The organism is Gynurincola endophyticus (genome assembly GCF_003991195.1).
Classification (GTDB): Bacteria; Bacteroidota; Bacteroidia; order Chitinophagales; family Chitinophagaceae; genus Gynurincola; species Gynurincola endophyticus.
Map to the genome: position 1 here is coordinate 823,319 of NZ_RCWL01000001.1, position 12,682 is coordinate 836,000.

Below are 12,682 nucleotides of genomic sequence, written 5' to 3' on the forward strand. Positions count from 1 at the left end.
GTACGTGTTCGGATTAAAGCTGAATAATTTTTACACTGGTTCTGCGGTTGAGCGCTCTGTTTTCCTCCGTATCATTTGGTGCAATCGGAGCAGATTCTCCATAACCTTTATAAATAAGCCTGTCTTTGGAGATACCTTTTGACAGTAAGAAATTGACTACCGAAGCTGCTCTTTTTTCAGATAAAATCTTGTTGGCATTTTCGCTACCAACGTTATCTGTATGACCACTGATTTCCACTCTGAGTGTATTGTTGTCTTTAAGTAGTGCATACAATGTTTCAAGTTCAACAGTTGACGCCGGTAATAATTCATACTCATTAGAAGCGAAGAAGATATTCTTTAAATGGATAGTCGCATTTACCCGTAAAGGTTGTAATGGAATATTTTTAATATGCTCAACCGAAGAAATTTCTTCTTTTAAACTGTAGTTATCTGAATAGAACAAATATCCTTTTTGTTGTACGGAAAAAGCATATTCGCGCCCTTTAGGAATGGTCATCAGGTATAAACCGCTGGCATCTGTCTGATATTCATTCAAAAGTTGATTGGTACTTAAATCATATAGCTGAACATTAGCAGCTATTCCTTTTTTGGTAAGTGAATCATATACTTTCCCTTTTACCCAATCAGTGGTAATAGGTTGTGCGTAAGATGGAAGTTGTAAGGTATAAATGTCAAGCGAACCTTGCCCTTCCGCACGGCTACTGGCATAATAGGCTGTTTTTCCATCGGCCTCAATAAAGAGACTACCTTCATTTTCGATAGTATTGATCGGGTAGCCCAGGTTTTTAGGAGTACTCCATTTGTTAACTTCTTTCCTTGTATAGAATATATCATCTCCTCCATATCCGGCATGTCCATTAGAGGTGAAGTACAATGTCATGTTATCTGCGTGAATGAAAGGACAGCTTTCATCACCGGCTGTGTTTACGATTGGTCCGAGGTTCTGTGGTTTACCGAATTTTTTCCCGTCAAACACAGACACATATATATCCGAACCGCCGAATCCTCCGGGTCGGTTACTGGAAAAGTAAAGGTGTTTTTTATCGGGCGAGAGGGATGGGGCAGATTCCCAATGCTCGGTATTGATCTCGGGGCCGAGGTTATAGGGAATGGTCCATTCATCGTTTTCTCTGAAAGAAATATACAGATCACAGGAACCATATCCGTTTCTGAAATTACAACCTGTAAATATCAGCCATTCTCCGTCTTGCGAGATATTTGATGCCCCCTCATTATTGCCTGAGTTAATTTTACCGGGTAAAGGTTCGGCTTTCGTCCATTCATTTCCTTCTAATTTCGATACAAAAAAATCTTCCTGGTAATGATTTACGAGTCTGGTAAATACCAACTCTTTTCTATCGATGGTGAGTGAGGGAAAGTATTCGGGATAAGGTGAATTGATAGCAGTACTCATCGGAGAGAGTTGAAAAGCTGAATGAGGTGGATTTTGTTCTTCAAACTCAACTGCAAATGCATAATTTTTTTTTCGTTGCTGAGCCTGTTTTTGCAGTTGTGCATTTTTAGGCCCGAACTGTTGAATTGTATCGATACAGCTCAGCGCTTCCTTAAAACGTCCTAAACCGGCCAGTGCAATAGAGTAGGGTACACGATATTCATGAAAGTAGTTAGCGTCGATCGGACGGGCGATTTCATAAAACCTGATTGCCTCTGTGTAGTTTTTTAGCTCAAGGTGAAGTCCGCCTAACGAAAGATAAGCATCCATAAAACCCGGATCGGTTTTAAGTGCCTGCATCAGCAGATTTATAGCTTCTTTGAAGTTTTCGCTTTGCGCTTTCGTCATCGCCTGTTCATAGAAGTTAGCCCCCTTTTTACTGATTTTTGAAGGATCGTATTGGGAGAAAACGGCTGTACACGTTAACAACAAACTAAGAAAAAGGCTGAAAAATCGCATAATATCTATGTTATTTCTATATACTAAAATAACGTAAATACCTGGCGAAAAGGTATTTGTAAGTGTAAAAAAACTTTAAGGAACGTTAATATATTTATGTGTCTGAACTGATAGCGTCCACTTAGGGTTTTCTTTTATGTAATCAATAATCAGCGGAAGAACAGTAGTTCTTTTATCCCATTCCGGTTGAAGGTATAATTTGCAGTGACTGCCCACCTTTTCAGCGTGTTGTTCAGCCCAGGCAAAATCTGATTTATTGAAAATAACCACTTTGAGTTCATTGGCGAGCGGGAGGTTTTCCTCCAATGGGAACTTGAATTTTTTGGGCGAAAGGCAGATCCAGTCAAGATGTCCGGAAACAGGGTGTGCGCCGGACGTTTCAATATTGATATTAAATCCTGCAGCTTTAAGTGCGTAGGTAAGGGCCTGAAGATTGTGCATACAGGGTTCGCCCCCGGTGATTACTGCTAGTCTGCCGGGAAAACTACTGGCTGTTTCAACGATTTGTTCTACAGTATACTGTGGGTGTTTAGAGGCATCCCATGAGTCTTTAACATCGCACCATACACAACCCACGTCACAGCCCCCCAGTCTGATAAAATAGGCAGCCTGCCCTTCATAATAGCCTTCGCCCTGGATCGTATAAAAAGCTTCCATAACGGGATAGGTAAGTGCTGTAAGTGTATTGCTTTGACTCATGATGCAAAGGTCGTAAATCGGGATGAAAAAATGAAAAGACCCCCACTGTGTGAAGAGGTCTTTTGCAATCTGTTGGATATAATCGAATTAATCGTGTTTTAAAGTGCAGGCGTTGTAAGTATTCTTCATCAATGCGGCAATGGTCATAGGGCCAACACCTCCGGGTACCGGTGTGATAAAAGAACACTTGGGCGCTACCTGTTCAAAGTCGACGTCTCCTTTAATGGAATAACCCCTTGTTTTCGTTGTATCTTCAACTCTGGTAATACCAACGTCAATAACAACAGCACCATCTTTTACCATATCTGCGGTGATGAAGTTGGGTTTACCGATAGCAGCAACGATAATATCAGCAGATAAGCAGATTTCTTTCAGGTTATGCGTATGCGAGTGAGTGAGTGTGACGGTACAATTACCGGGATTTGTATTCGCGCTTAAAAGAATACTCATCGGGCGACCCACAATATTGCTTCTTCCCACTACTACTGCATGTTTTCCTTTGGTATCAATCTTATAATGTTCTAACATCAGCATGATGCCATAGGGTGTAGCCGGAATAAAAGAAGGAATTCCTTGTACCAGTTTCCCGATGGAAATAGGGTGGAAGCCGTCTACATCTTTTGATGCATCAATGGCTTCAATTACTTTTTCATCAGAAATATGTTTCGGTAAAGGTAATTGTACTAAAATACCGTCTACGTCCTGATCAAGATTCAGCTCTTCAATTACCTGAAGCAGTTTATTTTCAGAAATATCTTCCGGTAAGCGAATAAGGGTAGATTTAAATCCGATTTCTTCACAGGTTTTTACCTTAGATCCTACATAAGTTTCTGAGGCTCCGTTATTTCCTACGAGAACAGCTGCCAGGTGGGGAATCTTTTTTCCGGCAGATCTTAATTGGCTTACGTTTAATCGTAATTCGTCTTTAGTAGCTTGAGATACTACCTTTCCGTCAAGTAATTGCATGGCGCAAAAATACAAGACTTCCTTCAAGTTATGTTTGAGTGGCGCAAAAATCTTCAGCTTTTAAGTGCTAAAACCTTTCTTTTTAACAAAATGACATTAATCAATTGGTTGAAAATGCTGTAACCCGCGCTGGTTCTATGATTGGAGTCAATTTGTTTAATAAAAACAGCCATAAATAACACAAAAATAACCTGATTAGCGGATATGGTATTGAATTTCAGACATATATGGCGAATTTATATTTATCATGATAACTTATTGAATTTCAATTTAAAACATATTAATATTAACAAAATTTTAAAAAATGTTTATCAAAATGTTAAATGAATTTAACTGTTTTTTAACTTGCTGGAAATATACTGGGTCGATTAGCAGCTTCATGTTAATGAATTTGTTAGGTACTCGTAAACCAAAACTACTGATAATGAAAAAGATTTTAGTTTGTTTAATCCTTTTCAGCGGACTCATGGGCGGTGCATTTGCTCAAACCACTTCTACCTATTCTGGTAGAGTGACCGATGAAACAGGACAAGGTGTTCCTTTTGCGACAATTACGATCAAGGGAACTTCAAAAGCAACCTCTACTAACCAGGAGGGGAATTTTAGTTTTACAGCAGCCGAAAGACAAGTAGTTGAGATTACTGCTTTAGGTTATGCATCTACTCAGGTAACGTTAGGGCAGGTGAAAGTGTTAAACGTTGTTTTAGCGCTTCAAACTAAAGAAATGCAGGAAGTAATTGTTTCTGCAGGTTACGGTATTCGTCAAACTCAACGTTCTACTACTTCAAATGCACAGGTAGTAACTTCTGACAAACTGAATATTGTTAGACAACCAAGTTTAAACTCTGCAATTGCCGGTAAAGTAGCTGGTATTCAGCTGAGGGAGCAATCAGGAGCTAAATTAGGTTCTGATAACGCTGTTCGTTTAAGAGGTGATGGTAGTTTAAGTGGTAGCTCTCCGGTTTATATCGTTGAAGGTACAATTGTAGGACAAGGTGACATCAACATTGATGATGTTGAAGACGTTACAGTATTAAACGGTCCTACAGGTGCTGCTATTTACGGTCCTCAGGCTGCAAGTGGTGCCATCATTGTAACTTTGAAAAAAGGTAAAAAATCAAGAGGAATTGGTTTAGATGGTAATATCGGTACTCAATGGAGTAAAGTATATGTATTACCTGCTTATCAGAATGATTATGCAGGTGGTGCTAACCCTAACCTGATTCAATTTAATTGGCAAACAGGTATGCCTTCTGAGTGGCAGGCATTAGATGGTAAATATTACCACGACTATACCGATGATGGTAGCTGGGGTCCTAAAATTCAAGGTCAGGAATATATTCCCTGGTATGCATGGTATCCTGGAACTGAAGATTCTTACAAAACAACTTCTTTAACAGCTCAGCCAAATAATATTAAAGACTTCTTTAATGTAGGTAAATTAACTACAGCTAACCTTGCGTTTGGTAACTCAAATGAAAAAGGCAACTATAGAATGTCTTATACTAATCAGTATCAGGAAGGTATCATCCCTACCTCATATCTGAAAAAACATACCTTAAACGTTACTGGTAATCTGAATTTAGCAAAATGGATTTCTGCAGGTGCTAACATTACTTATGTATTACAAGACCTGAGGAACAACCCAAGTGATGCTTATTCTAACGAAACAACAGGTATGTTCAACCAATGGTTCCATAGAGATATCAATATGGACAAAATGAGACAGCACAAAGATTTATATTCTCCTGCTGAAGGTGGTGCTCAACCGGTACTTGGTTCTTGGAATAAACATAACCCGACTTCTTATTTGTCTGGTAATTTAGCTACAAGATACGGAGCTAACTACTTCATGAATCCTTATTCATTCCTTGAGAATGACATTAACGATGCAAGAAGAGACCGTTTATTCGGGGATATGAACCTTACTTTAAGACCAATTAAGGATTTATCTATCAGACTAGCAATTCGTAAGAACCTGATCAATAATAATAATGAGAGCAAAACTAATGATATCTTACAACGTTCAGGTACTCAGACCGGATACTTCAACAGATATGCTGCTAGCAGCTCTTGGAGCTTAGATGATCGTTATGAATTAGTTGCTAACTATGCTAAGAAAATCTCTGATTTCTCTATCAATGCTACTGCAGGTGCTGAAATCAGAAAGAATGCGCAAAGAAGCTGGAGCGGTAATAGCGTAAACGGATTATTAATTCCTGATTTCTTCGCTATTTCTAACTCTAATGCACTTCCTACATATAGTAACAGCAGAACCTTTTATTCTACCAGAGGTGCTTTTGCAAGAGGTAGCTTTGGATATAAAGACTACTTATATGTAGATGCGACTATCAGAAACGACTGGTTCTCTTCATTGAACCCGGCTGATAATAACATCTTTACTACTTCATTTGGTGCAACATTTATCTTCAGTGAATTCCTGAAAGATCAAATGCCTTGGTTATCATTAGGTAAATTAAGAGCTTCTTGGGGTGAAACTCCTGAGGCATTGGGAGCATATTCATTATTCCCAACCTATTCTATCGGAACTACCCGTTATTTAGGAAAGATCTTAATGACTGAGCCTAACTCATTGATCGATCCAAATCTTCTTGGTGCTAAAAATATCCAAAAAGAAATCGGTATCGACTTGAAATTCCTGAAAAACAGATTTGGTATCAGTGCTACCTATTATGAAGCAGTTACTTTAAATTCTCCGGTAAGCATTTCAGTTTCTGGTGCTACAGGTTATTCTTCAGTTAGAACAAACGCTGGTAAAATCGAAAGAAAAGGTTTAGAACTTAATTTATTCTTAAACCCGATCTCTACTAAAGACTTCACTTGGGAAATTAATGTAAACGTTTCTAGAAACTTACGTAACCGAGTGGTTGAATTAGCTCCGGGCTTAACAAGATTAAGTTATTCTTCTGGTTCTCGTTGGACTGCTCAGACTCCATTGGTTGTACACTTTGAAGGTGAAGAGTGGGGTATGTTAGTAGGTGGTACTAAGAAAATCGATGCAGCTACCGGTTTACCTGTTGTTACTTCTGCAGGTTGGTATGTATCTGAGTCTGATCACCGTTTCGGTTCTATTTTACCTGATTATACAGGTGGTATCCAAAACATGCTTGCTTACAAAAACTTCGTAGCAAACATTTCTATGGACTTCCAGAAAGGTGGTAAATATTTCTCTTTAACTCAACAATGGATGTCTTTCTCTGGTTTAGCGGCTCGTACTGCCGGTCAAAATGACAAAGGCGTAGATATCCGCGAAAGCGTTGCCAATGGTGGTGGTATACACGTAGTAGGTGTTACTGAAACTGGCGACAGAGTAGATACTTATGTTGATGCGAAAACTTATTTCCAAACTTTGTATTCTAGAAATATTTTTGATGACATGGTGGGCGATTTGAGCTATTTCAAAATTCGCGAATTAAGCATCGGTTATAGAATTCCTTTAAACAAGTTTACTTGGGGAAAACATTTCTCTAACTTAACAGTTTCTGCTGTAGCTATCAATCCATGGTTGATCAATGCAAATAAAAAAGATTTCGATCCATCTGAAATTTCAGGACAGTATGGTGAGAATGGACAGATGCCATCTGTAAGATCATTTGGTGTTAACTTGAAGTTTGGATTATAATTTTTTGAATCTTAATAAAAAAGATATGAAGTCATTAACTAAATATATTGTTATACCCTGCGCATTAGCTCTATCAGTTGTAGGCTGTGCTAAATTTGAAGACTTTGGGGATACGAATATAAGTCCGAATGCTACTGAATTAGCTTCAACTCAGGCATTATTAACCAATGCTTTGTTGAGCGTGGGCTCGTATTCTTCAGAAACAAGAGGTGGATTGTATGCTCAGCATTTTTCTGAAACTCAGTATACTGAAACCTCTCTTTATCAGGCTCCGGTATTAGACTTTACAGCATTGTACTACGGACCAATTGCTGATTTGGAAAAAATCATTGCTTTCTGTAGCGATCCGGTAACAGCTCCAAGAACAGCTGCATACGGATTACCTCAGAATCAAATTGCAATTTCTCGTATCGTAAAGGCCTTTTATTACTGGGCTGCAACTGACAAATGGGGTGATTTACCTTACACTGAGGCTTTGAAAGCTCCTTCTATTATGTACCCTAAATATGATACTCCTGAAGCAATTTATAAAGGGGTAATGCAGGAATTAACAGAAGCTGTAGATCAATTAGATTTATCTGCAAACAATGTAACCGGTGATGTTATTGCTGAAGGTTCTTCTCAGGCTGCGTCTTGGGCAAGATTCGCAAACTCACTGCGTATGGTGATTGCATTAAGAACTTCTAATGTTTATCCTGGTGCTTCTGAATGGGGGGCTGTAGAATTCAAAAAAGCATTCGAACATTCAAGAGGTTATATCGCTACAAACGCTCAGAACTTTAACCAAAAGTATGACGGTGATGTAGTTGCTTATGGTAATCCTTGGTGGAGCTTATTCAGAACTCGTTCTGACTATGCTGTTTCAGATGTTTTTGGTGAAGCTTTAGTTGATGTTGGCGATCCACGCGTAAGCGTTGTGGGTAGTAATACAACTTTCTTCCCTTATGGTTTAACCAGAAATGATGCAGTTACCTTTACCAGCACTGTTGGTGGTGTGTACTCTGTAATTTGGGCACCTGCTTACAGACAACAATCTTCTACTGTTCCTATTTTAACCGCTTCTCAGGTTGCTTTAACTATTGCTGAAGCGGCCAGCTTAGGATGGGTTTCTGCTGATGCTACTACCTGGTTGAAAAATGGTGTTACTTTAGGCTGGTCACAATATAGTGTTGGTGGAAGCTTAGATGTTGATGATTATCTGGCTGATGTTACTGCAGAAACTGGTTATACCGGTGCTGCTTTAATTCAATACCAACAATGGTTCTCCTGGTATGGTAACGGATTACAAGCATGGAGCAACTGGAGAAGAACTAGAGTTCCAAACTTAATTCCTTCGCCAAACGCATTAAGCGCTAGCGGTCAAATTCCAGAAAGATATCAATATCCTACTACGGAGTTGAACTTCAACGAAGAAAACGCCAGACTTGCTTTTGCAAAATATAACGACAATAGCCCTGATGTTAAATTATGGTGGGCTAAATAAGACTAATTATAGACTTATTTATATATAAAAGGAAGCTCTTTTGAGCTTCCTTTTTTTATTCGTTTTTTGTGAGAAATCACCTTTCTCTTGATCCCCCTGATAAAATCTGTCAAATCATCTGACAGGCCTCCTTTTACGTAAGTATTATAAAACCTACTTATGATTATTCTTCTTTTGTTTTGACTGCTAGTAAGCCTGAATGTGTTTTCTCAGCCATATTTTTATGCCGGTGAAAGAGCTGCTTTACTGAGTGCACCCTTTGCATTGTATACATCACGTTATCATGCTACACTTTATCCCATAAATGAAAAAATAAAAACTGTTTTATGAATGAATAGTCGTTTTGGAATAAAAGAACTGAATACTGTATGTGCGGTTATACAACTACAGCAGCAAAGCTATAATATGACGTTCATGGCCGAATGACCCCTAACCCAGAACCTGCTCTCTCAAAAATATTATTGGTTGACCGGGCGAAATTTTAACCGGTTTCATTTGAAAACTTATGCTTCCCTGCAACAAAACTGAATGGAAAATAATGTTTCTAAATACAAAATCAATACTGGTATAATGACAGCTTTTAAAATAAATGAAAACAGCGAAATGGGAATTCATTGAATGAATATCGAAAACCTGTTTCAACAGCAACTGTCCGGAAAAGGATATGGTATAATGGCTTATCAGACAATGCAACTGGATTCAATTTGAAAGTTAGGTGTACAACTCAACTGGTTCAGTAACGAGCGAATACTGGTTCATTTACTGACTGGTTGGCAACTGAATGATCATCTTCAATGAATTATTGAAGTACCGTTGTTTAATTTCCAAATATCAAATTCATTTATGATTGAAATCAATCGTGCTAAAACACTGGTTAATATTGTATGACATCCGTCTTTAGGTTGGAGTTTATCTGCAGGCTTAACTTTAAAAAAAATGTAATGAAGAGAATTGTATTGCTTTTGATGATTATTATCAGTAAACTTTCTTATGCACAGGAACAGAATTCTTCGAATGATATCGTATATGAAGAGTTATTGTATGATCTGGAATTAGATGAGGAGGAATGAAGAAAACTATCTTTCCGAAAATCAATTAACCGGATAACGGAAAATGAGCTGAAGCAGTTTAAATTATTTACTACCGAACAAATAACGGAATTAATAAATTTAAGAAAACAGTTGAGAAAAATTTCTGACTGACAGCAACTGGTTCATTTAGAAAAATGAACTATTCGGCAAATACAATACCTGAAGCTTGTTTGTAAAATAGAAGAAGATGTAAATGAGTTTAAACAGGAAAGTAAAGGGTACTGAATGTGAGTAAATGTTGTACAGCGTAATTATAATAATCAGGGAAGAATGCTTAATAATAATTGGGTAGGAGATGATATCAGATCTTATATGAAGGTGAAAACACCATTGTATAAGAATATTAATATGGGCATTGCAATTGAAAAAGACAGGGGTGAAAAATGATGCGATCAGTCGCTGCCGTTAAAATTTGATCATGTTGCCGGCTTTTTACACTATTACAATCCCAATAATAATGCTAATATATTTGTTGGTAATTATCAGGTAAGAATGGCGCAGGGGCTTATTTTATGGCAAGGATACGGCGTGTATGGTGATTTGGCTTTAAGCTTAGAAAAACAATCCTCTCCAATAACTGCTTATGCATCAAGTAGTGAAACTAATTTTATGAAAGGCATTGCTATTAATAAGGCAATGGGTAACATAGAATTAACTGCTTTCTATAATCGTCAGAAATTGGATGCTAATCTGGATGAATTTGAGGAACAGGTATTTGTTCGGTCGATGCGTATTTCAGGACTGCATCAAACGACCAATGATTTGCAGAACAGGCAAAATATTACTTATCAATCAAATGGAGTGAGTCTGAAGTACACAAAACAGCATTGAACTTTACAACTTAATCAGGTGAACCATAGTTTTTCCAAACCGTTCAGAAATGATAGCCGTATCGATGTACTACCTCAAAATCAGATTACTTCAAACTTTTTTAATGGAAGTATCTTTACGTCTTTATCTATTAAAAATCATCATTTATATACTGAGGTAGCAGTAGCCGGAAATAAGAGTGTTGCTTATCTGGCAGGTTGAACCAGTGCAATAGGTTTAAACTTGTCTGTACAAAATTTATACTTTCATTTACCTATAGATTTTAAGAGTTTTAATGCTAATATGATTTATGCTGGTAGTGAGGTTTATAATAAAACCGGATGAATGATCAATATTCACTGAAAAAACAAATACAGTAGTTTTTTTTATCAATCTTCTGTAATGTTTCAGCCCTGGTGAAAATATCAGATAAGCAGTAGTTCGGTGGTATGAAAACAGCAGACGAATGTTGAACGTCAAATAAATAAAAAATTTTTAGCAGCATTCAGGTTACAGGTCAATGAAAAAAATGATCACTTGTTTGATACTGCCGGCAAACATCAAAGAGAGGTAATGTTTAAATACAGACTGCATCTGAAATATGATTTTTGGGAGAATTGACAAGCTCAGTTCCGTAGCGAGTGGGTAACGACAACCGGATTGACAGAAGGTGGAGTGCTCCAGTTTGCGCAACTGAAAACAAAATTGAAACGTTCGTGGATGTTAGAAGTCAGGGTTACCTATTTTGACGTTCCTGCTTATCATGACCGCATATATGCGCTGGAACGTGAAGGTTTATGGTTAAACAGGTTTTATTTTTATTATGGCAGAGGATATGCAGCCTCTTTATTAATAAATAAAAAGTGAAAGGTGGGGCAGAATCGGTCATTGCAAATGTATTGTCGTGCTAAATTAGAAAGACAAACGAATGATAATAAAACAAGTGAGCGTTTATTAACAGTGCAATGGGTTTTAGAATAGGCAAAAGTTAAATTAAACAGTTATCTTGCAGATGTGTAAAACAAATAGTTATGAGTGAACAGCAACCACAATTAAATATCGAGATATCAGAAGAAGTAGCCGAAGGTGTATATTCTAATTTAGCCATTATTACACACTCAAATGCTGAGTTTGTAGTTGATTTTATCAATATTATGCCCGGTACTCCTAAAAGTAAAGTGAAGGCAAGAGTGATCTTAACGCCGATAAATGCAAAGAAAATGATGCGTGCACTGGCGGAAAACTTAGCAAGATTTGAAGCAGCAAACGGCAAAATAAGTGAACAGGATGAGAATCATCTTCCCTTTAATTTAGGGCTTCCAACTGCCGAAGCTTAAAAATAAATGAACGGATATGTTTGACCTGGTTAAACATATCCGTTTTCTGCAAAAGAATAATATTGTTCGGTAGTAATAATCAGATGATCAATTACTGATAAATCGAGTAGTTGAGCTGCCTGAGAAAGTTTTCGGGTTAATCGTATATCTGCATCACTCGGTGCTGCATTTCCCGAAGGATGATTGTGACATAATATTAATTTAATAGCTCCCAGCTCTAATGCCCTTTTAAAAATAATTCTGGGATCGGCAATAGTAGCAGTAATACTCCCTTCTGATAAATTCTCAAAGCTAATCACCTTGTTAGCATTGTTAAGAAAAATAACATGAAATACCTCATAAGGAAAAAACTGAATACTCGCTTTTGCAAATTCAATAGCAGACTTTGGATCTGAAATTTTTGAGGAAGGAATTTTCTCTGTGATCATAAAACGTTTCGCCAGCTCAATGCAGGCAATGATTTTTGCAGCTTTGGTAACCCCGATTCCATTCAGCTGCATTAACTCCTGAATGGTTAGTTGTGATAACCTGATCAGATTGTTTTGCGATTTACCCAGCAGATCATAAGCTAACCCCAGTGCACTTTTTTGTTTAGAACCCTGATTAATAATAACTGCCAATAACTCCGCGTTACTGATAAGGTGAGGACGGGTGGATAAGAGTTTTTCTCGAGGTTGATCAAACTTACTCCAGTTCTTTATAGATGTTTTCATTTATGGCTGTAAAAAAGTGGATAAT

The 12,682-nt window shown here is 37.6% G+C and carries 11 protein-coding genes; 7 read left to right on the plus strand and 4 right to left on the minus strand.

Annotated features, from left to right (window positions below; genetic code table 11):
- Positions 1-13: 13 nt before the first annotated feature.
- From D9O48_RS03365 to folD, 3 genes are all read right to left on the minus strand, one after another.
- Positions 14-1,915, minus strand: coding sequence for an OmpA family protein (locus D9O48_RS03365; protein ID WP_126970563.1), 1,902 nt, complete (start codon positions 1,913-1,915; stop codon positions 14-16).
- A gap of 75 nt (positions 1,916-1,990) precedes the next feature.
- Complete coding sequence (locus D9O48_RS03370; protein WP_126970565.1) at positions 1,991-2,614, minus strand: 7-carboxy-7-deazaguanine synthase QueE; 624 nt, start codon at positions 2,612-2,614, stop codon at positions 1,991-1,993.
- Between the two features lie 87 nt (positions 2,615-2,701).
- The gene (gene folD / locus D9O48_RS03375; RefSeq protein WP_126970567.1) at positions 2,702-3,580 is read right to left on the minus strand and encodes a bifunctional methylenetetrahydrofolate dehydrogenase/methenyltetrahydrofolate cyclohydrolase FolD; all 879 of its coding nucleotides are present in this window, start codon (positions 3,578-3,580) and stop codon (positions 2,702-2,704) included.
- Between the two features lie 424 nt (positions 3,581-4,004).
- On the opposite strand from folD, the gene D9O48_RS03380 reads away from it, so the two are divergent.
- The 7 genes from D9O48_RS03380 (at position 4,005) to D9O48_RS03405 (ending at position 11,944) form a co-directional block, all read left to right on the plus strand.
- Positions 4,005-7,223, plus strand: coding sequence for a SusC/RagA family TonB-linked outer membrane protein (locus D9O48_RS03380; RefSeq protein ID WP_158624801.1), 3,219 nt, complete (start codon positions 4,005-4,007; stop codon positions 7,221-7,223).
- Positions 7,224-7,248: 25 nt separating this feature from the next.
- Positions 7,249-8,706, plus strand: a complete 1,458-nt coding sequence (locus tag D9O48_RS03385) for a SusD/RagB family nutrient-binding outer membrane lipoprotein (RefSeq protein WP_126970571.1) — start codon at positions 7,249-7,251, stop codon at positions 8,704-8,706.
- A gap of 941 nt (positions 8,707-9,647) precedes the next feature.
- Positions 9,648-9,776 (plus strand): hypothetical protein, encoded by a 129-nt coding sequence (locus tag D9O48_RS19065; protein WP_262707368.1) that lies wholly within the window; start codon positions 9,648-9,650, stop codon positions 9,774-9,776.
- 513 nt (positions 9,777-10,289) lie between these two features.
- Positions 10,290-10,628 carry a hypothetical protein gene (locus D9O48_RS03390; protein ID WP_158624802.1) on the plus strand — a complete coding sequence of 113 codons (339 nt, stop codon included), beginning with the start codon at positions 10,290-10,292 and terminating at the stop codon, positions 10,626-10,628.
- Between the two features lie 18 nt (positions 10,629-10,646).
- Positions 10,647-10,829: a hypothetical protein gene (locus tag D9O48_RS03395; RefSeq protein ID WP_126970575.1), complete on the plus strand. Its 183-nt coding sequence runs from the start codon at positions 10,647-10,649 to the stop codon at positions 10,827-10,829.
- Positions 10,830-11,327: 498 nt separating this feature from the next.
- Positions 11,328-11,474 carry a hypothetical protein gene (locus D9O48_RS18715; RefSeq protein ID WP_158624803.1) on the plus strand — a complete coding sequence of 49 codons (147 nt, stop codon included), beginning with the start codon at positions 11,328-11,330 and terminating at the stop codon, positions 11,472-11,474.
- A 164-nt stretch (positions 11,475-11,638) separates the two neighbouring features.
- On the plus strand, positions 11,639-11,944 hold the full coding sequence (locus D9O48_RS03405) for a DUF3467 domain-containing protein (RefSeq protein WP_126970579.1): 306 nt from the start codon (positions 11,639-11,641) through the stop codon (positions 11,942-11,944).
- A 29-nt stretch (positions 11,945-11,973) separates the two neighbouring features.
- On the opposite strand, the gene radC is transcribed toward D9O48_RS03405, so the two are convergent.
- Positions 11,974-12,657, minus strand: a complete 684-nt coding sequence (radC, locus tag D9O48_RS03410) for a RadC family protein (protein WP_126970581.1) — start codon at positions 12,655-12,657, stop codon at positions 11,974-11,976.
- Positions 12,658-12,682 lie beyond the last annotated feature (25 nt).

Bases quoted from the DNA above. Each gene is read 5' to 3' on its own strand.
- D9O48_RS03365 (WP_126970563.1), bottom strand. From the start codon at position 1,915: ATGCGATTTTTCAGCCTTTTTCTTAGTTTGTTGTTAACGTGTACAGCC.
- D9O48_RS03370 (WP_126970565.1), bottom strand. From the start codon at position 2,614: ATGAGTCAAAGCAATACACTTACAGCACTTACCTATCCCGTTATGGAA.
- folD (WP_126970567.1), bottom strand. From the start codon at position 3,580: ATGCAATTACTTGACGGAAAGGTAGTATCTCAAGCTACTAAAGACGAA.
- D9O48_RS03380 (WP_158624801.1), top strand. From the start codon at position 4,005: ATGAAAAAGATTTTAGTTTGTTTAATCCTTTTCAGCGGACTCATGGGC.
- D9O48_RS03385 (WP_126970571.1), top strand. From the start codon at position 7,249: ATGAAGTCATTAACTAAATATATTGTTATACCCTGCGCATTAGCTCTA.
- D9O48_RS19065 (WP_262707368.1), top strand. From the start codon at position 9,648: ATGAAGAGAATTGTATTGCTTTTGATGATTATTATCAGTAAACTTTCT.
- D9O48_RS03390 (WP_158624802.1), top strand. From the start codon at position 10,290: ATGGCGCAGGGGCTTATTTTATGGCAAGGATACGGCGTGTATGGTGAT.
- D9O48_RS18715 (WP_158624803.1), top strand. From the start codon at position 11,328: ATGTTAGAAGTCAGGGTTACCTATTTTGACGTTCCTGCTTATCATGAC.
- D9O48_RS03405 (WP_126970579.1), top strand. From the start codon at position 11,639: ATGAGTGAACAGCAACCACAATTAAATATCGAGATATCAGAAGAAGTA.
- radC (WP_126970581.1), bottom strand. From the start codon at position 12,657: ATGAAAACATCTATAAAGAACTGGAGTAAGTTTGATCAACCTCGAGAA.